Origin of the sequence: Mycobacterium appelbergii, from assembly GCF_032883035.1 — a bacterium.
GTDB classification, from domain to species: Bacteria; Actinomycetota; Actinomycetes; order Mycobacteriales; family Mycobacteriaceae; genus Mycobacterium; species Mycobacterium appelbergii.
Map to the genome: position 1 here is coordinate 18,629 of NZ_JAMQTH010000026.1, position 18,936 is coordinate 37,564.

23 protein-coding genes and 4 tRNA genes are annotated in these 18,936 nt (G+C 66.2%); 13 read left to right on the plus strand and 14 right to left on the minus strand.

The window, feature by feature from the left end; all coding sequences use genetic code 11:
• Positions 1-38 precede the first annotated feature (38 nt).
• Entirely contained in the window at positions 39-644 is a 606-nt protein-coding gene (locus tag M1247_RS35970) for a TetR/AcrR family transcriptional regulator (RefSeq protein WP_317161265.1), read from the minus strand.
• A gap of 69 nt (positions 645-713) precedes the next feature.
• Between M1247_RS35970 and M1247_RS35975 the strand changes: the two genes are divergently transcribed.
• Positions 714-1,190 carry a DUF2834 domain-containing protein gene (locus M1247_RS35975; RefSeq protein ID WP_317161244.1) on the plus strand — a complete coding sequence of 159 codons (477 nt, stop codon included), beginning with the start codon at positions 714-716 and terminating at the stop codon, positions 1,188-1,190.
• A 126-nt stretch (positions 1,191-1,316) separates the two neighbouring features.
• Complete coding sequence (gene car / locus M1247_RS35980) at positions 1,317-4,862, plus strand: carboxylic acid reductase (RefSeq protein WP_317161245.1); 3,546 nt, start codon at positions 1,317-1,319, stop codon at positions 4,860-4,862.
• On the opposite strand, the gene M1247_RS35985 is transcribed toward car, so the two are convergent.
• Positions 4,863-5,462, minus strand: a complete 600-nt coding sequence (locus M1247_RS35985) for a TetR/AcrR family transcriptional regulator (RefSeq protein WP_317161246.1) — start codon at positions 5,460-5,462, stop codon at positions 4,863-4,865. It abuts the gene before it with no gap.
• Between the two features lie 34 nt (positions 5,463-5,496).
• The gene (locus M1247_RS35990; RefSeq protein ID WP_317161247.1) at positions 5,497-5,736 is read right to left on the minus strand and encodes a hypothetical protein; all 240 of its coding nucleotides are present in this window, start codon (positions 5,734-5,736) and stop codon (positions 5,497-5,499) included.
• Between the two features lie 169 nt (positions 5,737-5,905).
• On the opposite strand from M1247_RS35990, the gene M1247_RS35995 reads away from it, so the two are divergent.
• The 3 genes from M1247_RS35995 to M1247_RS36005 all read left to right on the plus strand — a co-directional run bounded on the left by M1247_RS35995 (position 5,906) and on the right by M1247_RS36005 (position 8,546).
• Positions 5,906-6,409: a carboxymuconolactone decarboxylase family protein gene (locus M1247_RS35995; RefSeq protein WP_317161248.1), complete on the plus strand. Its 504-nt coding sequence runs from the start codon at positions 5,906-5,908 to the stop codon at positions 6,407-6,409.
• Positions 6,410-6,479: 70 nt separating this feature from the next.
• Entirely contained in the window at positions 6,480-7,196 is a 717-nt protein-coding gene (locus M1247_RS36000) for an isocitrate lyase/PEP mutase family protein (protein WP_317161249.1), read from the plus strand.
• 123 nt (positions 7,197-7,319) lie between these two features.
• Entirely contained in the window at positions 7,320-8,546 is a 1,227-nt protein-coding gene (locus M1247_RS36005; protein ID WP_317161250.1) for an MFS transporter, read from the plus strand.
• 51 nt (positions 8,547-8,597) lie between these two features.
• On the opposite strand, the gene M1247_RS36010 is transcribed toward M1247_RS36005, so the two are convergent.
• Complete coding sequence (locus M1247_RS36010; RefSeq protein ID WP_317161251.1) at positions 8,598-9,242, minus strand: YdcF family protein; 645 nt, start codon at positions 9,240-9,242, stop codon at positions 8,598-8,600.
• 134 nt (positions 9,243-9,376) lie between these two features.
• Between M1247_RS36010 and M1247_RS36015 the strand changes: the two genes are divergently transcribed.
• Positions 9,377-10,255, plus strand: coding sequence for a TIGR04222 domain-containing membrane protein (locus tag M1247_RS36015; RefSeq protein ID WP_317161252.1), 879 nt, complete (start codon positions 9,377-9,379; stop codon positions 10,253-10,255).
• Positions 10,252-11,118: an MbnB/TglH/ChrH family RiPP precursor modification enzyme gene (locus M1247_RS36020; protein ID WP_317161253.1), complete on the plus strand. Its 867-nt coding sequence runs from the start codon at positions 10,252-10,254 to the stop codon at positions 11,116-11,118. The genes M1247_RS36015 and M1247_RS36020 overlap by 4 nt, the downstream gene beginning before the upstream one ends.
• Positions 11,119-11,387: 269 nt before the next feature.
• On the opposite strand, the gene M1247_RS36025 is transcribed toward M1247_RS36020, so the two are convergent.
• Together M1247_RS36025 and M1247_RS36030 are read right to left on the minus strand one after the other, a co-directional pair.
• Complete coding sequence (locus tag M1247_RS36025; RefSeq protein ID WP_317161254.1) at positions 11,388-12,020, minus strand: hypothetical protein; 633 nt, start codon at positions 12,018-12,020, stop codon at positions 11,388-11,390.
• Positions 12,017-12,484 carry a hypothetical protein gene (locus M1247_RS36030; RefSeq protein ID WP_317161255.1) on the minus strand — a complete coding sequence of 156 codons (468 nt, stop codon included), beginning with the start codon at positions 12,482-12,484 and terminating at the stop codon, positions 12,017-12,019. The genes M1247_RS36025 and M1247_RS36030 overlap by 4 nt, the downstream gene beginning before the upstream one ends.
• 308 nt (positions 12,485-12,792) lie before the next feature.
• Between M1247_RS36030 and M1247_RS36035 the strand changes: the two genes are divergently transcribed.
• On the plus strand, positions 12,793-13,017 hold the full coding sequence (locus M1247_RS36035) for a hypothetical protein (protein WP_317161256.1): 225 nt from the start codon (positions 12,793-12,795) through the stop codon (positions 13,015-13,017).
• Positions 13,014-13,694, plus strand: a complete 681-nt coding sequence (locus M1247_RS36040; protein ID WP_317161257.1) for a hypothetical protein — start codon at positions 13,014-13,016, stop codon at positions 13,692-13,694. The genes M1247_RS36035 and M1247_RS36040 overlap by 4 nt, the downstream gene beginning before the upstream one ends.
• Positions 13,695-13,822: 128 nt before the next feature.
• On the opposite strand, the gene M1247_RS36045 is transcribed toward M1247_RS36040, so the two are convergent.
• The 3 genes from M1247_RS36045 to M1247_RS36055 all read right to left on the minus strand — a co-directional run bounded on the left by M1247_RS36045 (position 13,823) and on the right by M1247_RS36055 (position 14,122).
• Positions 13,823-13,896: transfer RNA gene (locus tag M1247_RS36045), tRNA-Phe, on the minus strand.
• Positions 13,897-13,937: 41 nt separating this feature from the next.
• Positions 13,938-14,014 (minus strand) — tRNA-Asp (locus M1247_RS36050).
• Between the two features lie 35 nt (positions 14,015-14,049).
• Positions 14,050-14,122, minus strand: a tRNA-Glu gene (locus M1247_RS36055).
• A 156-nt stretch (positions 14,123-14,278) separates the two neighbouring features.
• Between M1247_RS36055 and M1247_RS36060 the strand changes: the two genes are divergently transcribed.
• Positions 14,279-14,354, plus strand: a tRNA-Lys gene (locus M1247_RS36060).
• Between the two features lie 20 nt (positions 14,355-14,374).
• On the opposite strand, the gene M1247_RS36065 is transcribed toward M1247_RS36060, so the two are convergent.
• Together M1247_RS36065 and M1247_RS36070 are read right to left on the minus strand one after the other, a co-directional pair.
• On the minus strand, positions 14,375-14,740 hold the full coding sequence (locus M1247_RS36065; protein WP_317161258.1) for a group I truncated hemoglobin: 366 nt from the start codon (positions 14,738-14,740) through the stop codon (positions 14,375-14,377).
• A gap of 56 nt (positions 14,741-14,796) precedes the next feature.
• The gene (locus tag M1247_RS36070) at positions 14,797-15,375 is read right to left on the minus strand and encodes a TetR/AcrR family transcriptional regulator (protein ID WP_317161259.1); all 579 of its coding nucleotides are present in this window, start codon (positions 15,373-15,375) and stop codon (positions 14,797-14,799) included.
• Positions 15,376-15,440: 65 nt separating this feature from the next.
• Here M1247_RS36070 and M1247_RS36075 point away from each other — a divergent pair, with 65 nt between their 5' ends.
• Together M1247_RS36075 and M1247_RS36080 are read left to right on the plus strand one after the other, a co-directional pair.
• On the plus strand, positions 15,441-15,761 hold the full coding sequence (locus tag M1247_RS36075) for a hypothetical protein (protein ID WP_317161260.1): 321 nt from the start codon (positions 15,441-15,443) through the stop codon (positions 15,759-15,761).
• Positions 15,762-15,837: 76 nt separating this feature from the next.
• A complete protein-coding gene (locus tag M1247_RS36080; RefSeq protein WP_317161261.1) occupies positions 15,838-16,212 on the plus strand; it encodes a DUF732 domain-containing protein in 375 nt (124 codons plus the stop codon).
• Here M1247_RS36080 and M1247_RS36085 read toward each other — a convergent pair.
• Positions 16,209-17,219 (minus strand): oxygenase MpaB family protein, encoded by a 1,011-nt coding sequence (locus M1247_RS36085; RefSeq protein ID WP_317161262.1) that lies wholly within the window; start codon positions 17,217-17,219, stop codon positions 16,209-16,211. The two genes, M1247_RS36080 and M1247_RS36085, sit on opposite strands and share 4 nt — an antisense overlap.
• Positions 17,220-17,300: 81 nt before the next feature.
• Here M1247_RS36085 and M1247_RS36090 point away from each other — a divergent pair, with 81 nt between their 5' ends.
• The gene (locus tag M1247_RS36090; protein WP_317161263.1) at positions 17,301-17,885 is read left to right on the plus strand and encodes a TetR/AcrR family transcriptional regulator; all 585 of its coding nucleotides are present in this window, start codon (positions 17,301-17,303) and stop codon (positions 17,883-17,885) included.
• Between the two features lie 11 nt (positions 17,886-17,896).
• Here M1247_RS36090 and M1247_RS36095 read toward each other — a convergent pair whose 3' ends face one another.
• Together M1247_RS36095 and M1247_RS36100 are read right to left on the minus strand one after the other, a co-directional pair.
• Positions 17,897-18,313 (minus strand): hypothetical protein, encoded by a 417-nt coding sequence (locus M1247_RS36095; RefSeq protein ID WP_317161266.1) that lies wholly within the window; start codon positions 18,311-18,313, stop codon positions 17,897-17,899.
• A gap of 142 nt (positions 18,314-18,455) precedes the next feature.
• Entirely contained in the window at positions 18,456-18,833 is a 378-nt protein-coding gene (locus M1247_RS36100) for a hypothetical protein (protein ID WP_317161264.1), read from the minus strand.
• Between the last annotated feature and the right edge of the window lie 103 nt (positions 18,834-18,936).

Here is an 18,936-nt window from a genome sequence, read left to right on the forward strand (position 1 = left end):
GACACGCCTCCGAAGTTTTGTCAATAATGACAAAACGATCAGACAAGGCCCGATCGCAGCGACTCAAGCGCGGTCCGGCACAGCCGGGCCAGCTCCGGCAATGACCGCTCACCGGCGTCGTTTCCGGTCATCCAGACCTCCATGGCGCCGAACACCGATGCCGCCACGCACCGCGCGGTCACTGCGATCCGCAGCCGGTCATCCCCGCCCGGGGCGGGAGGATGGCGCCGTGCGAGGTGGTCGGCCACTGCGGCGGCGAAGTCGCTCTCGACCTGACGGATGTGGCGCACGATGCGCCCCGGGTCGAGCTCGGAAGCGCGCATCGAGGCGATCTTGGTGACGGCGCCGACGTCGTACGGGAACGCCAGGATCGCCGACTGCACGGAGTCCAGGATCGATTCGTCGGCCGGGCGGTCGTTGAGTGCGGCACGGAACCAGTGCAATCCGGCGTCATAGTCGGCGAACAGCAGATCGTGCTTCGAGGTGAAGTGTCGATAGAAGGTCCGCAACGACACCCCGGCGTCCGCCGCGATCTGTTCAGCCGAGGTGTCCTCCACGCCCTGAGCCAGGAACCGCACCAGCGCAGCCTGCCGCAGCGCCTCGCGCGTGCGTTCGCTGCGCGCGGTCTGCGCGGGCCGGACCATGCCGGTAACGTACCCCATCCCAGAAATGTCATTATTGACAAAACCTCTGTCGGCGGGTGTGCTCACGCCATGGTGTCTCTCATCGTTCACGCAATTCTGGGTGTGGCCGTTGTCGCGCTCATCATCCGGTCGAACCCCGAACTCTTCTCCCGTCCACCCGGCCCGCGGTTCTCGGCGTTGGAGCTGACGTTCTACGCGGTCGGCATCGCATCCATTCCGCTGTGCTGGTACTTCAACATGCAGTTCGTGCAGCAGTACGCCACCGCGGGCAGCAATCCGATCTGGGGCCCGGGCAGCTGGGCACAGTTCATCGCGCTCGGATACGACAACCCGGCGGCAAGTTCGGCCAGTGCCGACTACACCATCGCCAATGTCATTCTGCTGCCCCTGTTTACGATCGCCGACGGTCTCCGCCGCGGCATCCGCAGGCCGTGGCTGTTCTTCGTCGCGAGCCTGTTCACCAGTTTCGCCTTCGCGTTCGCGTTCTATTTCGCCACCATCGAACGCCAGCACCGCCACCAGCAGCTCCGGGCGACAGCGAGCTGACGGGTAGCTGTGAATCAGCTGAGAATAGTTGCATATACCCAGCTCATCGCCGGTCCTGCCCGGATGTGTAGCAGCTCACAGTCACAGAAATGAATTTTCAGTAGGCCTGACACGTCTTAACCACGTATGACAAGCGATGTCCACGGCGTATCTCACGATATTTCAGACTTGGAAAACGGACTCGGCGGCGAGCAGCTCCTGGCACGGCGAATCGCTGAGCTGTACGCCACGGACGCGCAGTTCAGCGCCTCCGACCCGTTACCCGCGGTGCTCGAGGACGCGCGCACACCGGGGCTGCGGCTTTCCCAGATCCTGTACACCCTGCTCACCGGGTATGCCGACCGGCCCGCGCTGGGGCAGCGGGCCACCGAACTGGTGGCCGAACCAGACACCGGTCGCACCGTGGCCAGGCTGCTGCCCCGCTTCGACACCATCAGTTACCGCGAGCTGTGGTCACGGGTGCGGACCATCGCATCGGCCTGGCGTCAGGACCCCACGAGGCCGGTCAAACCGGGTGATGCCGTCGCGACCATCGGCTTCGCCAGTGCCGACTACCTCACGCTCGACTTCGTCTGCGCCTACCTGGGACTGGTCACGGTGCCGTTGCAACACAACGCGCCGGTGTCACGGCTCGCACCGATCCTCGCCGAGGTCGAGCCCCGCGTGCTGACCGTCAGCGCCGAATACCTGGACCTGGCCGTCGAATCCATCAAGGACATCACCTCGGTCGCGCATCTGGTGGTGTTCGACTACCGGCCCGAGGTCGACGACCACCGCGACATCCTGGAGCGTGCGGCCCGCCGGCTGGCCGGTACCGGAATCACCGTCACCACCCTCGGCGAGGTCATCGACCGCGGCTCCGCACTGTCGGCGGTACCGCTCTACACCGACGGCGACGACGACCGACTGGCGATGATCCTGTACACGTCGGGCTCCACGGGCGCACCGAAAGGCGCGATGTACAGCGAGTCGATGGTGAGCAAGCTGTGGACGTCATCGTTCGTCTCCGACAACACCACCCCGGTGTTCAATGTCAACTTCATGCCGCTCAACCACCTCGGCGGCCGGCTGCCACTGGTGTCCTCGGTGCAGAACGGCGGGGTCAGTTACTTTGTGCCCGAATCGGATCTGTCGACGCTGTTCGACGATCTGGCCCTGGTCCGGCCGACCGAGCTTGGCCTGGTGCCGCGTGTGGTGGACATGCTCCACCAACGCTATCGCGGCACCGTGGACCGGCTCGTCACCGGCGGCGCCGATGAGACGACCGCCGAGAAGGAGGCGGCAGTCGAACTGCGCGAGCGGGTTCTCGGCGGCCGGGTCCTCAGCGGCTTCGTCAGCACCGCCCCACTGGCGGTGGAGATGAAGGCGTTCCTCGACAACGTGCTGGGTGTGCACATCGCCGACGGCTACGGCCTCACCGAAACCGGCGCCGTCACCCGCGACGGCATGGTGTCCCGCCCCCCGGTGATCGACTACAAACTCATCGACGTACCCGAACTCGGTTACTTCAGCACCGACAAGCCGTATCCCCGCGGCGAGTTACTGGTCAAGTCAACATCTTTGACGCCTGGCTACTACAAACGTCCGGAGATCACCGCGAGCGTGTTCGACGAGGACGGCTACTACCGGACCGGCGACGTGATGGCCGAGACAGCACCTGATCACCTCGTATATGTGGACCGGCGCAACAATGTACTCAAACTGGCTCAGGGCGAGTTCGTCGCGATCGCAAACCTCGAAGCGGTGTATGCCGGCGCCGCCCTGGTGCGGCAGATCTTCGTGTACGGCAACAGCGAACGCGCGTCGCTGCTGGCCGTCGTCGTCCCGACGCCGGAGGCGGTGGGCCAGTATGACCCCGATGGCCTCAAAGCGGCGCTGGCCGAATCGCTGCAACGCACCGCCCGCGAGGCCGAGTTGCAGACCTACGAGTTGCCGGCCGACTTCATCGTCGAGACCGAGCCGTTCAGTGCGACCAATGGGCTCCTGTCCGGAGTCGGAAAACTATTGCGGCCCAATCTCAAAGCACATTACAGTGCGCGACTGGAACAGATGTATGCCGATATCGCCGCGGCCCAGGCCGATGAGTTCCGGACCTTACGGCAGGCCGCCGCCACACAACCGGTGATCGACACCCTGACCCGGGCGGCGGCTGCGATTCTGGGGACCGCGCAGGTCTCCCCGGATGCGCACTTCACCGATCTCGGCGGGGATTCACTGTCGGCACTGACATTGTCGAACCTGCTGGGTGACTTCTTCGGCATCGAGGTGCCCGTCGGCACAATCGTGAACCCAGCCGGCAACCTGAACCAACTGGCCGAGCAGATCGAGTCCGAGCGCACCTCCGGCTCCCGCAAGCCGACGTTCGGGACTGTGCACGGCGCGGACGCCACCGAGATCCGGGCCTCGGAGCTCACCCTCGACAAGTTCATCGATGCCGCGACGCTGGCCGCGGCCCCCGGATTGCCACGGACCACCGGAGAACCCGCCACGGTCTTGCTCACCGGTGCCAACGGCTGGCTCGGACGTTTCCTGGCACTGCAGTGGCTGGAACGGTTGGCCCCCACCGGTGGCAGGCTCATCACGATCGTGCGTGGCCGTGATGGTGCCGAGGCCCGGTCCCGGCTCCTGCGCTCGTTCGACACCGACCCCGTCCTGTCCCGCCGGTTCACCGAGCTGGCCACCGACCACCTGGAGGTGTTGGCCGGCGACATCGGTGAACCGAATCTCGGTCTGGCGCCGCAGGACTGGGACCGGCTGGCCACCGATGTCGATCTGGTCGTGCATCCCGCGGCACTGGTCAACCACGTCCTGCCGTACCGACAACTGTTCGGGCCGAACGTCGTCGGCACCGCCGAGCTGATCAAGCTGGCCATCACCAACCGGATCAAACCGGTCACCTACCTTTCCACGATCGCGGTGGCCATGGGCGTCGCGCCCGGACAGTTCGAGGAAGACGGCGACATCCGCGTCGTCAGCCCCGTGCGCCCGATCGACGACAGCTACGCCAACGGCTACGGCAACAGCAAGTGGGCCGGCGAGGTGCTGCTGCGCGAGGCACATGAGCTGTGTGGCCTGCCGGTGGCGACGTTCCGTTCGGACATGATCCTGGCGCACACCCGCTACGGCGGTCAGCTCAATGTGCCGGACATGTTCACCCGGCTGATCCTGAGCCTGCTGATCACCGGCGTCGCCCCGCGATCCTTCTATCTCGGCGACGGGCTCGGCAGCCGACCGCGGGCACATTACGACGGGCTGCCCGTGGATTTCATCGCCGAGGCCATCACCACCCTCGGTTCGCAGGCCCGCGACGGGTACGTCTCCTACGACGTGATGAACCCCCATGACGACGGCATTTCACTGGATGTGTTCGTGGACTGGCTGATTCGGGCGGGCAACCCGATCGAACGCGTCGACGACTACAACGACTGGCTGCACCGGTTCGAGACGGCGCTGACCGCCCTGCCGGAGAAGCGGCGGGCGCAGACCGTGTTACCGCTGCTGCACGCCTTCGGCAGCCCGGCGCAACCGGTGCGCGGTGCCGGCGCCCCGACCACGGTGTTCCGTTCGGCGGTGCGGGCGGCGCGGGTAGGTGCGGTGGGCGACGTCCCGCACATCGAACCGGGCCTGATTCGCAAGTACGTGAGCGATCTGCGGCGGCTGGGGCTGGTCTGATCAGCCCCGCGGTTCCAGGAGGGCCAGGGAGGCGTCGACGGCTTCCTCGGTGATGTCGCTCATGCGGCCACCGCTCTCGACAGTGCTGGCTGTCAGTTCCCGTAGGCCCCCGAGCAACATGATGACCCGGGGCCGCGAGACCTCGACACCGGCGGCGTGGAACTCCTCGGTGTCGCTCATCGCCTGCACCATGGCGACGAAGTTCTCCATCGCCTCACGCTGCAGTTGCCGTGCCGTGGCGCCCAGCGACGGTACGTCGCGGATCCAGCTCAGCATCAGGTCGGGCCGGGACTCGCCGGAGGCGATCCAGGCTTCGACGGCCTGGCGCACCTGGGTGCGCCACGGGGCGCGACTGTCGACCGCCGCCGAGATCTGCCGCACCTGGTCGGCATTGGCGGCGGTCATCAGCGCGACGAAACACTCTTCCCGGCTGGAGAAGTGCTCGTAGAACGTCCTGCGCGAGGTCCGCGCCCGCCGGACGATGTCGGCCACCGTCGTCTTCTGATAGCCGTCCTCGACGATCGACGCCTCAAGCGCGTCCAGCAGGCGCGCCCGGAAGGCGTTTTCGTCGGCTTCAACAACCACAGCGGCACTGTTCATATCGGGCTGCCATCGTAGGCGACTCCGGTGCGGCTCAGCGGCGCACCGTCGGGCTGTGGCCTAGGCCGGTACGCGGCGTCGGTCTGGCGCTGGGCTGATTCTGCTCGAAACTCAGGCAGGTCCCCAGGTGACCGGCAACGCAGGGCACCCCGTTCACCGTGGGCACCGGGCCGCCGGAGTACACGCCCGTGGGGTCGCGATCGGCAGGCTCGGCCGAGGCTGCCGGCGCGAACACCACCGCCAGCACCCAGAAACCGATCACCATCCGGCCCATACCGGCAGCGTAGTCCTGCAATCCGGCCGATCGCAGTGAACGGGTCGCAGCAGCGGCACAGTGCGCCCCCAGCGTCGCCCAGAAGACTGCCTCGCCACCAGAAATGGCCCAGACGATAGAGCAAGGAATGGCCCACAGCAACGGGCCACATCCAGCATACCGTGGTTTCATGACCACCAATGATGTAGCAGACACCACTTCGCGGCTCGCAGAAGACCTTCCGCGGCTGGACTGGATGAAACTCGGCCCTGACGTCTTCAAAGCCATGGCCCGACTCGACACCGTAACCGGACAAGGCGTGGAGGCGAAGGTGCTCCACCTGGTGAAAATACGCTCGTCGCAAGTCAACCGCTGCGCCTACTGCATCGATATGCACACCAAAGACGCGTTGGCGGCCGGGGAGTCGGTCGACAGGATCATCCAGCTGGACGGGTGGCGTGAGTCCAAGCATTTCTACACGGCCAAGGAGATCGCGGCCATCGAGTTGACTGAGGCGATCACCGTGATCACCCAGGCGGGTGTTCCCGACGAGGTCTATGCCAAAGCTGCCGAAGAATTCAGCGAGACAGAGCTGGTGTATCTCATCGGTGCAATCACGATGATCAACGCGTGGAATCGATTCGGGATCTCTACCCGGATGGTTCCAGGGCACTACACGCCGCCCAGTTCCTAGCCCACCGATCTAGCCGTTTGAGTAATCCGTCACCCACATCACCGCTCGATAGCGCGAAGGAACAGCCAGAATGACCGCCGCATCCACTTTCCGCGCCCTGCATGAGGGCCGCGTTGCCGGTGAGCCGCTTGTCCTGCCCGGGCCATGGGATGCCGGCAGCGCACAGGCTCTGGCCGACGCCGGTTACCCCGCGCTGGCCACCCCCAGCATGGGCATCGCCGCATCGCTTGGCTACCAAGATGGTTCGACGCCCACCGACGAGATGTTCACCGCCGTCGGTCGGATTGTCCGTGCCGTCTCGGTGCCGGTATCGGCCGACATCGAACACGGTTACGGTCTCAGTCCCCGCGAGCTGATCGGACGGCTCATGGAGGTTGGCGCCGTCGGTTGCAATCTGGAGGACTCCGAACACGGGAAGCTGAAGGACCCGCACAAACACGCCGACTGGCTCGCAGAAGTCTGCGCAGAATCCGGTGCTGACGTATTCATCAATGCGCGCGTCGACACCTTCCTGTTCGGAAACGGCGATCCAGCGGACGCGGTCGAACGCGGTCGTTTGTACGTGGCAGCCGGCGCTGACTGCGTTTATCCGATCTTGGCACCACTTGGGGCGTTTCCGGCACTGCGGGAAGGCATCCCAGGCCCGCTCAACATGGCAGCCAAGGTCTCCAAGGAAGCGGTAGCCGAGCTGGCGGAATTGGGCGTCACGCGAATCACCTTCGGACCCGAGATGCAGCAGGAATCGATGGCGGCCGTCGCAACACTTGCTGCCCAGGTCAGGATCTGAAGTTCACGTTCATACTGCGACGCCGACAACTAATTCGAACCAGCTGCGAAAGCAGGGATGAAGACACGATGGATGTGAACAGACCCATCCTGAAAAGCCTGTGGCACAACAGTCTTCTGGACGATGTCCTGCTCTCCCGGTAGACACGGCGTCGCGACGGCCGACATAGAAGAACGGGCCCCGATCACCATTGGGCTCGCGGTTCTGCTGGCCGTCGCGTCCGGGGTCGCGGTCGCCAACATCTACTATGCCCAGCCGCTGCTGCAACAGATCGGTCGTGACTTCAAGGTCGGACCCGCCGGACTGGGGCTGGTAACCACGGTGACCCAGGCCGGCTACTTCCTGGGGCTGATTTGGATCGTGCCCCTCGGCGATCTCGTCAACCGAAGGTTGCTTATCGTCGCGGGTTGCATCATCTCAGCGGCCGCCCTCGCCGCGCTCGCCATGTCGCCCGGTCCACAGACCTTCCTGGTCGCCTGTGGCGTCGTCGGAGTGACGTCGGTCGTACAACAAGTCATCAACGCCTTCGCGGCCGCATCGAGCAGCCCGCAGATGCGCGGCCGCGTCATCGGAATCGTCACCAGTGGAGTCGTGATCGGCATCTTGGCGGCCCGAACAATTTCTGGAGCGCTTGCCGATGCGCTCAATTGGCGTGCGGTGTATGTGATGTCGGCGATTCTCATGCTGGTACTCGCGCTTGTGCTGGCTCGGGCACTGCCATCGGAAGTGGTCCATCCTGCCGCCGCCTACGGCCGACTGGTCACCTCGGTGATCAGGCTGACGATTCACGAACGTGTATTCCGTGTTCGCGCGCTCATCACGCTGCTCATCTTCGGCGGGTTCGGTGCGCTGTGGGGTTCGATGGCGCTGCCATTGACATCCTCACCGTGGCATCTTTCCACCACCGAGGTGGGACTGTTCGGGTGTGCCGGCGTCGCAGGGGCGATCGGCGCCGCTCGCGCCGGCGCCCTGGCCGACCAGGGTCGAGCGCAGTGGGTCACCGGTATCGCCCTGGGTCTTTTCACGCTGTCCTGGGTACCGATCGCCTACCTGACGAATTCTCTGCTCGTGCTGGGGATCGGGATCGTAATCCTCAATCTGGCCGGACAGGCCCTCAGCGTCACCAACCAGCACCTCATTGTGGCGACCGACCCGGCCTCCGCCAGTCAACTCATCGCCGGAAACACCGTTTACTTCGCCGTCGGTACAGGCGGTGGGGCGGTTGCGGCAACTTTGGCATACAGCACCTGGGGCTGGGGAGCTGTATGCGTCCTTGGTGCAGGCCTGGGCGCTTTGGCCCTACTGATCTGGACGGGCGATCAGCTGTGCTCGGCCGGTCGCGGCCGCTGACACCGCGATCAAAGGGAGTGCTCGGCTACTTCCATCCCCGCCGCTTGCGGATCAGCCGATCGCGGTGAACGGGCTCAGCACATCGCGGACGAACTGGGCGATGTTCACCGACGGATTCCCGTCCGGGAAGCTCACCGTGGCCAGCATGTTGCCGCCCGCGTCGGCGAAGTTCTGGTCGGCGCGGCCCTGATGCGTCGACGAGGTCACCAGAATGATGCCCGAGGTGCCCGCTTCCTTGGCCAGCGGAACCGAGAACTGCGCGTTCTGCACCGTGCTGTTCGCCCGATCCTCGACGATGATGCGGTTGGCCGGGAAGCCCAGCGTGAGAAGCAGATTGCGCATCTGCCCGGCCTCGGTTTTACCGTTCCGCGGGTTCCCGCCGGTGACGATGACCGGAGACTGCGGGAACGACTGCGCGATCATCAGCCCGGTCAGCACACGGTGGTACAGGATGGTGCGCATCGAGCCGTCGGGTTTGAGGCCGTAGCCCAGGATCACGATTGCCGGCTTGGAGAAATCCTTGGAGGCCACCGGTGGGGCCGCGTGCGCGACGGTCGGGATGATCCCGCCGCCGGCAACCACGAGCGCCAGCACAGCGCCGCCGACCAACCGGCCGCTGAACGCCGACATTCTGCGGAGCGCGGCGCAATACACGGCCACCCGACGCACGATTTCACCCCCGAACAGCTGCGACATATGTGTTTATCGATACCCCTGAGGGCGATGTTACCGATGACGCGCGTGTGACGTTCGTGCACCGAGAAGTTGGGACCGGTAGCGGCAGCGCCCGATCACGATGAGCCGAACCGAACACACAGGAGGTGCAGGCGATGTCGATCGATGACCTGATGACCGGCTCGACGTACGGCTACCTGGGCGCGTTGGCCGCTGCCGCGGTCTTCGCGGTGGCGTGGCGGATCGTCACCACGCCACGCAGACGCCCGGTGACCGAACCGATCAGCGCGACAGAACTGGCCTTCCTCCGATCCGACATCGCGCCGGTGGTCACCGCGCTGGCAGTACTGCGCAGCAATGGGCGGATCACCGCGGACCGACACGTCGATCGTGCGGCGTCGGCCGGCCCGCATGCCGACCAGTTCAGCGAACAGATGCTGGAGCGGGCCGCCGCCGACCCCGAGCACACCGTGCCCAGCTTGTACGCCGCCTCCCAGGACGATCTCGCTGCCCTGGAGGAACGACTCAGCGTGCGGGGACTCACGCGAACTCGCGCCGAGCGCATCAGAATCCGCTGGGGTGCGGCACCGGCGATCGCGATCATGGCGCTCGGCACGGGCTACTTCGCCTACCTCGTGACGCAGCTGTCCGATCGTCCCGATCAGATCGCGCCCCTCGCCGTGATGGTGCCCGCCACCGCGGTGTACGGCGTGCTGGTGGTCCCCCGCCTGCTCCGCGTGGATCGTCTGACCCGCGCCGGACGTCGGTTGCTCGCCGCAGAGCAGGAGCGACTTTCCTACCTGGAGCCTGCGAAGCAACCGGCATTCGCCACCTACGGTCCGGCCGCGGTGGCCCTGTCGGTGGCCTTGTTCGGCACCGGCGCGTTGTGGGCGGTGGACGGCGACTACTCCACGGCAGTGGATCTGTCCGGGGGCTCCTCCGGCGGTGACGGGGGCGGCTGTGGCGCCTCCTGCGGCGGCGACGGTGGTGGTTGCGGCGGTGGCTGCGGCGGCTGTGGAGGGTGCGGCGGATGAGCACCGCGCCCCGCACCGTGCCCGCCCTGGGTGACCTCGGGATCGGGTGGCGACGCGAGATCGCCGGCGTGATCACCGATCTGCGGCCGGGATTCTGCGAGGTGATCGCCGAATCGGTGCCCGTCCGCCGGCGCAAAGCCCGACCGGATCCGGTGCTGGCCGACCTGGCCGCGCGCGCCGTGCCCGTGATACCCCACGGAGTCGCGCTCTCCCTGGGCGGTGCAGAACCCGTGCAGCCCAAGCGGGTTCGGCATCTGGCGGCGTGCGCACAGGCCCTCGGAGCTCCACTGGTCAGCGAGCACATCGCGTTCGTGCGGGCCGGCGGGATCGAGGCAGGACACCTGCTGCCGGTCCCCCGCACCGCCGCGGCCCTCGACGCCTTGGCCGCGAACATCGCCCGCACCCAACACGAGCTGCCGGTGCCGCTGGCGGTGGAGAACATCGCCTCCTTCGTGGAGTGGCCCGAATCGGATCTGAGCGAATCGGAGTTCCTCACCGAGCTGGTGGAGCGCACCGGAGTGCTGCTGGTGCTGGACGTGGCCAACGTCTACGCCAACGCCCGCAACCGGGGCCGCGATCCGCAGCGAGAACTGGCGCGGCTGCCGGTCGAGCGGGTCGCCTACAGCCACGTCGCGGGCGGCCGCGACGGCGGCGACTTCTATCACGACACCCACACCCATCAAACTCCACCGGAGGTGTTGGATCTGGTCACCGCACTACGGCAGCGGGTGGACACCCCGTTCATGCTGGAGCGCGACGGCCGTTACCCGCCGGCCGCCGAACTGTTCGAGGAGCTGGACGCGATCGCCGCGGCCGCGGGAACCGCGCCGATCACCACCGGGGCGCGGGAGGTGTGGGTATGACCGACCGCGACAGTTTGGCGCAGCGCCAAGAGGCTCTGGTGCGGGCTCTGGTGGACGGCGGCCCGGTCCCACCCGGCTTCGATCCGGCGGCGGTGGCAGCGGCCGGCGCGGTCTGCCGGCACAAACGGGACGCGCATTCTGGGTCCGGTAGGGGGTCGCGAGGCTGGTGGATACGCACCGGTGAACGACGGACCCGGCTCGCGGCCAGGCTCGCGCGGTCAGTTGGACACCCAGAGGTCACCAGGATGGGTCGTCCACCCCGATGGGTGTCACCGTGACAGGGCGGCGTTCATGCGTTCGTTGCAGACGGCGACCAAGATGAATCCCAGCGGCACTGCACCGATACTCGTGGCGAGTGCGACGCCGGGGTGGAACCACGCGGGAAGGTCGGTGAACATGTCACCGCCGAAGATCACGCCGCAGAGCAGCAGCGGCGTCAGCACGATCCCGGCCCACATGACCACGAAGCTGCAGCCGGCCAGGAAGCTCCACACGCGAGCACGCAACGCTCCCGGACCTTCGAACCGAACCGGTTCCAGGGCTCTGTTCACCTCTCGCGGCCACCGGGCAACGAGGATGTCGTTGACGAAGTCCGGGTCGAACGTGGTGTGGCGGAAAGGAACGCTCTGTCCGATCAAGTTGCGACCGCTGCCGGGCATCGACAGCGGGCACGCGACCGTTCGGTGGAGGATGCCATGCTCCGGAATGTCGGCGCTGATGATGAGACTGTCGGGCCCCTGCACGTCGCCGCCGGGACCGTCCTCGATCGCATCGTCGATCACCCCGACGGCGAGGTGGCCCTCGGCGAGCTGCCTTTCGCTCGGTCGGGAGCGCGGCATCGCAGGCGGGGTGAACTCGCGGACGATCGCCTCCCAGAGCCGTCGTGCCGCAGCACTGCTCATGATCGCCCTCGCTGTTCGAGCGTCACCCTCTTGTCGTGGGGTCCGAGGTAGGCATCCTTGAGGAGCTCGGGATCGACGGTGCGGTGCCGGAACCGGATCGTCCTCCCGACCCAAGACTGCGGATCGGGCCAGCCATGTACGTCGACGCGGCGATGGAGCTCGGTGCCATCGGGGAGCCGGGCGTCGACCCAGAACATCACGAAGTTCGGGCTCTCGCTGTCCCTGGGAGCCTCGTGGACGCTGACGACGATGCCCTCGCTGACGTGGGCGAGCGCGAAACGGGCCTCGCGGTATTCGTGGTTCGCGTAGCCGCAGCCGGCGAGGCCGACGACGAGGCCGACGAGTGCAAAATTGAGCCGCTCCGCGGGCCCGTCCGCCGGGACCAGGATGCACACGCCCACCAGACCGGCCAGACCGACGAGTCCGAAAACCCACCGGGCCAGGTTCCACCACCGCCAACTCACTGGTCGGCCTCGATCATGATGAACGCAAGACGTGCCAGTCGCCAACGGCGTACGCGCTGCACGGTGACCTTCTCCCGTCGGTCCGGGGGTCGCGCCGTCTGCCACCGGATGGCACGAGAGCGTGCGGTCGCGGAAGCGGATGGGCTCGCAGGTAGGGCGCCCCTTCTGTCCCCACGATCCTTCCACGACGTACTCGGGCTGCCGCTCCTTCGGCGGCACTCTCCTGGCTGCGCTCATGAGCGGCATGGCGTCGATGGGCACGTAGGCGTCGTTCACCCGGGAAGGTACCGCCGTGATGAGATCACCCTATGAGTCGCGAACGGTACCCGGGAGACGTGGCCCTTGATCGGCGCGTTCGCCGTTGGAACCTGGCGCGGTGGGTGTTCCTGTTGTTCGCGCCGGCCGGAGGGGCAGTTTGGGGTGTCGCCCTTCCGACCGGCGACCTGATACCGGCCTGGGCGTGGATCACGGGGGGCGACGACGGGTTCTTCGGGTGCGAGGAGCTCAAGGCGACCTTGGGACCGGGCACATGAGCCTGATCGACCCCGATACCCGCTGGTGGCGCGCGAACCGCACCCGCGGCGTCGCCGCGCACGTGTTGATGACGCTCGGCATCGTCGGGGGCTTCGTCGGGTCGTGGGGCATGGTCGGCGTGGGCACGGACAACGCGATCTGGGTTCCGCAGGGTGTCGCGATCGCCTGCATCTTCGTCGCGATACCTCTGCTCGTCGGCGGTGGTCTGTTGCACGCCTTCGGTGTCGACGACGACACCGGGAGCTCTCGCGTGGTGGCCTGGGCGCTGCCGCTGTACTTCGTCGCGACCGGCACCGGATCGATCCTCGGCGTGTACCAGTCCGGCATGGCGTGGAATCTGGGGTTTGTCGTGTTCCCGGTGTTCGTCGCAGGCGGGATCATCGCCATCGTCGTGATCGAACTGGTGCGCCGCCGCTCACGCGCAGCCGCGCAGCTGCGGGACCGGGTCGAGCGCAGTGGGGTGACCACCCGCGGGACCGTGACGAGGGCACGCAGCTACTCGGTGAACTACGCCAACGTCACGCGGGTGACGGTGCGGTTCACCGACGCCTCTGGACAGACCCGATGGACCCGCCAACGTATCCCCGGCAAAGTCACCAAGGGGTCCCAGCTGAGGGTGCGCTACTCGCCCGACGATCTGCACCAGAAGGCCGCCGTGGTGGTGAGCAGGCGTTGAGCGCGTTCACGAGCATCCGTCGACGTCGCCCGGCCGTCACGAAGTAGCTCCACGACGTGTCACGTCGGCAGTGCCAGGAGACATCCCAGGAACGAGAAAAACCACCCGTCGCCAGGTGGTTCTTAAAGTGGCCAGGGCCGGGATCGAACCGGCGACCTTCCGCTTTTCAGGCGGACGCTCGTACCAACTGAGCTACCTGGCCGGAAGGCCTTGGCTCTTGCGAACCGAAGTGCCTCGCCGTGATGGCGACCCTGACGGGACTCGAACCCGCGACCTCCGCCGTGACAGGGCGGCGCGCTAACCAACTGCGCCACAGGGCCTTGCTTTAATACATACTCCGCGTTTCCGCGTCGCGTACCCCCAACGGGATTCGAACCCGTGCTACCGCCGTGAAAGGGCGGCGTCCTAGGCCACTAGACGATGGGGGCCTGATCCGAATCACTCCGGGGTACTCACAACGCTGTGACGTTGGGAGCTTCGATAGCTTAGGGTACCGATGCCCAAATCCTCAAACCACAAGGTCGCGGACACTGCGGCGGTCGTCGTTCAAGCGGTCGCACACACCAAGTATCCTGTTTCCTCACGCCCCTATAGCTCAGTTGGTAGAGCTACGGACTTTTAATCCGCAGGTCCTAGGTTCGAGTCCTAGTGGGGGCACCACGCGTCACCATCACCACAGTTCAGGCGCTGCGCGCGGTGGCGATCTCACCGACCAGCGGCGCGATCGCACCGAGGATCTGGTCGACGACGGGCTCGGGAACACCGGCCGCGGCCAAGCTTTCGGCGAGATGCCCGGCGACGAGCTCGAAATGATGCGTGGTGATGCCACGGCCCTGATGAACCTGGCGCATCGACGCCCCCGAGTACGCCAGCGGTCCTCCGAGGGCAGCGGCGAAGAACTCGACCTGCCTGCCCTTGAGCCGGGCCATGTTGGTGCCGGTGAAGAAGCTCGCCAACTGATCGTCGGCCAGCACGCGTACATAGAAGTCCTCGACGACGACCTCAAGGGCCTCGGCGCCGCCGATCTGCTCGTAGATGCTCGACATGGGTTCAGGATCGGCACAGCCGATTACCGCCCCATTGCCCGCGCGTAGCGGGGACGCTACGAGGCCCGCTCGAGCATCAGCGACAGCACCGCGACGACACGCGATGCCCAGGATCGACTGACCTGACCGCTCCTGGCGCGCTCGGCGATGTAGCTGCCGACGATCATGTCGATGACGAGGTCCGGGTCGATCTCGTGCAGCCGGCGCTCCCGCTTGCCCGCGAGCTCGGCAAGTTCGATGAATTCCGAGATGCCCCATGACCGGCTCGTGGTGAGGATCTCGCGGAACAGTGCGTTGAATTCCGGGTCTTCGTCGGTGAGCAGTGCTGCCATGCCGCCGAGCCCGATCCCGGACTCGACGACGTCGATCGATTGGCGCACAACCCACATCAGGCGCTCCCGGCCGGACAGTTCCGTCTTCGCCGGACTGATGTGGCCGAGCGGCGCCAACGCGGCACGGAGCAGCTCACGACGGTCCCGGTAACGCCGGTAGAGCGTGGTTTTGGCCACCCCCGACTGCTGGCTGACCGCTTCCATCGTCACCGCCCGCGGGCCGTGTGCGCGCAGGAGTTTCAGCGTCGCGTCGGAAATTTTGGCGTCGACGGTTCCGGCCGGCGGCCGCGGGAATACTTCCACGGCTCTGAACGCTACACTTACCGTAGCGCTACGGTGTGCGTAGCGATGTGAGGAGGTTGTTGATCATGCGTGAACTTCTTCGCCGCATCCCTTTGCCAGGCATCGGCTATGTGTTGTTCCTGATCGGCTTCGTCGCCCTTGGCGTGTTCGTGGCGAGCCTGGCCCTGGAAACCGGAATTGCCACTGCCGCAGGCATCGCCACGGTGCTGGCCTTCGGCTTGAGCGCGGCGAGCTTCAAGCTCCGCAAGTTCGTCATCGATCACTCACGTGGGGACGACGCGTTGCTCAACGTCGACCCGCTGGGAGCGGTTCCGATCAGTTCTGTGGCGCGCAGCCGCTACCTCGAGCGCTACCGGCGTGGCGCACAGGCCCCTGCACACAGCTGATCCGGGTGCCACGTCGTGCGGCATCCGGTGGCCCCCCTTATCGTTTGTGCCGAGGGACTGAACGAAGGAGTCACGGGTGGCCTTGCGGCGATTGAACATGCGGATCATTGCCGCCGGCATCAGCACCACAACGCTGACGGCTGCCGTGATGTTCGGGATGGCGCCCGCACACGCCAGCGTGGAGGACGACCGTTTCCTCGCCATCGTGGAAGAACTCGGCATTCCCACGAATTCTCCCGAGGAGGCCGTGCAGGTGGGCCGTCAGATCTGCGACACGGTCGAGGCGGGCAAGATCGAACCCGCACGCACGGTGCGCGGCATCATGAGCCAGTTGACGGCCAAGGGCCTCAAGAAGGGCCAGGCCACGAATCTGGTGTGGGGCGCGGTCGGCATCTACTGCCCGCAGTACAGCGCGCTGGTCGGCCTCCGGACCGCCCAGCGGCCCGGTTAGACCACCGGGCAGTAATGCATCCCGTTGTCGCGATGACCGACGGGCGGCAGGTTGCGAGCCGGGGTGTGCACCAACGGTGCGTCGGCGGGCAGGCGGCCGGTGGCACGGTCCCACGCGCTACGGGCCCGCGGATGCATGCGGCGCCGAGCGGGCACCATCGTGAACACCTTGCCGATCACCCTGCCCAACAACCGATGACAGAACTCATCACGGCCTGACCAGGTGTAGCCCAGCCTCTCGCGCACCGCCGAGTGGTACAGCCCGACGGTGAACCACACGAAAAGCGGATGCAGGATGTATTTGCGGTGCAGAGCCCACATCCAATCGGGCAGCTTGGCGGCGAACGGCGGCTTCGGCAGCTCACTCAGATCCAACACATCGCGGACCGCCTGGTTGTCCTCTAACACGTTGCGGCACATGTGTTCCCAGTACTCCTGGAATTCCTCCCAGGTCTTGGGCACCGGGCGCATACTCATGCCGTACATCGAGTACCACTGGATGTGCTCCTCGAACAGCTGACGTTTTTCCGCCTCGGTGATGCCGCCGGCGAGCCGTTCGGCCACGATCAGGGTGCCGACGAAGAACGTCGAATGCGCCCAGTAGAAGACGTCGGGATTCAACGCGTGGTAGCGGCGCCCCTGCTCATCCACCCCTTTGATGTCGACGTGGTAGTCGCGGACCTCGGCGCCTGTCTGCGGTGCACGGTCGCCGTCGAAGACCACCCCACCGATGGGGTACAGCGAGCGCAGCAACCGGGGCCAGCGCTCGGTGAAAAAGATCGAGTGCTCCATCACCGCCGCGCCGAGCTGGGGGTGCATGTTCTGCATCGAGCCGGCCCACGGGCCCTGCAGCATGCCGCGCCAATCACCGAAGTACTTCCACGTCAGCGAATCGGGACCGAGCGGTGTCGGCGGCGCGTCGTAGCCGCCGGGTGCGACCGGGCACCCGGCCGCGGCTGCCACGGAGTCGCTGGTCACCGGACATGTCTCGGAAGTATCTTGTGTCACGAGTGCACTTTCTGCCGGCAGAAGCGATAGCCTCACACGATTTTGACTACGCACGTTGTCACATAGAGCTTAGGAGTACATGTGCCGTCCGGTCAACGACGGGGCCGCTGGTCGGGGGTTCCCCTGCGGGAGCGCACCGCGTTGCGCCGCGACGAGCTGGTGGCCGCCGGTGTGAAGTTGCTCGGCGGATCCGGCGGTCCGGGACTGACTGTGCGGGCGGTGTGCCGGGAGGCAGAACTCACCGAACGCTACTTCTACGAGAGCTTCAGCGATCGCGACGAGTTCGTGCGGGCGGTCTACGACGACGTCTGCACCAGGGCAATGTCTGCCCTCACCACGGCGGTCACGCCGCGCGATGCCGTCGAACGCTTCGTCGCCCTGATGGTGGACGACCCCAGCCGCGGACGGGTCCTGCTGCTGGCGCCGGAATCCGAGCCGGTGCTGACCCGTTCGGGCGCCGATTGGATGCCGACCTTCATCGACCTACTGCAGCGAAAGTTGACCCGCATCACCGATCCGGTGCGCCAGGCCATGGTGGCCACCAGCCTGATCGGCGCGTTGACCGCCCTGTTCACCGCATATCTGGACGGGCGCCTACCGGCCAGCCGCGAGCAGTTCATCGACTACTGCGTCGACATGCTGCTCGGCCGGGTGGCCAATTTCTGAGTACGAACGCCCTACTCGTCGGGCGTGCTGACCTCGGCGAGTTCGCCTTCCTCGGCATTCTCGGCCTCATCAGCGGCAGCCTTGGCCTCGCGGCCCGCCGGGCTGCCGACCGATGCGCCGGGGCTGGTGGCGGTGGCATGGTCACCGTCGCAGTTCAGCGCCACCATGACCTCGCTATCGGAGTGCGTGAACTCGCCACCGTCGTCCCGCATGAACGGTGCGTCCCAGGCGTTGGTCACAACGCAATCGTCCTGAGAGAGCTTGCTACCGACCGTGACCGCGACCTTGGGCGTACCGCCGTCATCTTCGATCGCCGTGGCGGCATCCGAATACGTCTGTCCCACGACGTCAGGAGCCGCGGCCGCAATGCCCGCGCCAGGGATCAGTGCCGCGGCGAACACACCGGCGACACCCACGCCCGTCATCATCAACTTCTTCACGCCGACCTCCGTGCCGTAGTCCATCACCCGCGGGATACCCGCGAAACGATGGCCGAACACGGTTAATGTAGCCCCGCATTCAGGTGGCTTCAACACGAACAGATCCGCCGCGCGCCCCGGAGCGGATCGGCTACTCGTCGGGTGTGCTGACCGTGGCAAGTTCCTGTTCCTCGGCGGCCTTAGCCTGATCCGCGGCCGCCTTCGCCTCGCGCCCCACCGGGCTGGCGACCGATGCGCCGGGGCCGGTGGCGGTGGCATGGTCACCGTCGCAGTTCAGCGCCACCATGACCACACCACCGGTGTGTTCGAAGGTCGGGGCATTCCAGGTATTGGTGACGATGCAGTCATCCTGAGCCAGCTTGCTGCCGACCGTCACGGCCACCTTGGGGCTGCCGCCGGAGTCCTCGATCGCCGACGCGACATCCGAATACGGGAAGCCCACCAGGTTGGGGTCGGCGCCGGCGATGCCTGCGGTGACCAGGCCCGATACCGCTATGCCTGCGGTCACGGCAGCTCCGGTCCCGAGAATGATGAGCTTGCTTACAAGTCGTTAGTACATCCCCTAGGTTTGACCCGTTGCGTGGACATCCTGATGGCTGGCTTTGTGCTGG

Bases quoted from the DNA above. Each gene is read 5' to 3' on its own strand.
- M1247_RS35970 (WP_317161265.1), bottom strand. From the start codon at position 644: ATGGTCCGGCCCGCGCAGACCGCGCGCAGCGAACGCACGCGCGAGGCG.
- M1247_RS35975 (WP_317161244.1), top strand. From the start codon at position 714: ATGGTGTCTCTCATCGTTCACGCAATTCTGGGTGTGGCCGTTGTCGCG.
- car (WP_317161245.1), top strand. From the start codon at position 1,317: ATGACAAGCGATGTCCACGGCGTATCTCACGATATTTCAGACTTGGAA.
- M1247_RS35985 (WP_317161246.1), bottom strand. From the start codon at position 5,462: ATGAACAGTGCCGCTGTGGTTGTTGAAGCCGACGAAAACGCCTTCCGG.
- M1247_RS35990 (WP_317161247.1), bottom strand. From the start codon at position 5,736: ATGGGCCGGATGGTGATCGGTTTCTGGGTGCTGGCGGTGGTGTTCGCG.
- M1247_RS35995 (WP_317161248.1), top strand. From the start codon at position 5,906: ATGACCACCAATGATGTAGCAGACACCACTTCGCGGCTCGCAGAAGAC.
- M1247_RS36000 (WP_317161249.1), top strand. From the start codon at position 6,480: ATGACCGCCGCATCCACTTTCCGCGCCCTGCATGAGGGCCGCGTTGCC.
- M1247_RS36005 (WP_317161250.1), top strand. From the start codon at position 7,320: ATGTCCTGCTCTCCCGGTAGACACGGCGTCGCGACGGCCGACATAGAA.
- M1247_RS36010 (WP_317161251.1), bottom strand. From the start codon at position 9,242: ATGTCGCAGCTGTTCGGGGGTGAAATCGTGCGTCGGGTGGCCGTGTAT.
- M1247_RS36015 (WP_317161252.1), top strand. From the start codon at position 9,377: ATGTCGATCGATGACCTGATGACCGGCTCGACGTACGGCTACCTGGGC.
- M1247_RS36020 (WP_317161253.1), top strand. From the start codon at position 10,252: ATGAGCACCGCGCCCCGCACCGTGCCCGCCCTGGGTGACCTCGGGATC.
- M1247_RS36025 (WP_317161254.1), bottom strand. From the start codon at position 12,020: ATGAGCAGTGCTGCGGCACGACGGCTCTGGGAGGCGATCGTCCGCGAG.
- M1247_RS36035 (WP_317161256.1), top strand. From the start codon at position 12,793: ATGAGTCGCGAACGGTACCCGGGAGACGTGGCCCTTGATCGGCGCGTT.
- M1247_RS36040 (WP_317161257.1), top strand. From the start codon at position 13,014: ATGAGCCTGATCGACCCCGATACCCGCTGGTGGCGCGCGAACCGCACC.
- M1247_RS36065 (WP_317161258.1), bottom strand. From the start codon at position 14,740: ATGTCGAGCATCTACGAGCAGATCGGCGGCGCCGAGGCCCTTGAGGTC.
- M1247_RS36075 (WP_317161260.1), top strand. From the start codon at position 15,441: ATGCGTGAACTTCTTCGCCGCATCCCTTTGCCAGGCATCGGCTATGTG.
- M1247_RS36095 (WP_317161266.1), bottom strand. From the start codon at position 18,313: ATGATGACGGGCGTGGGTGTCGCCGGTGTGTTCGCCGCGGCACTGATC.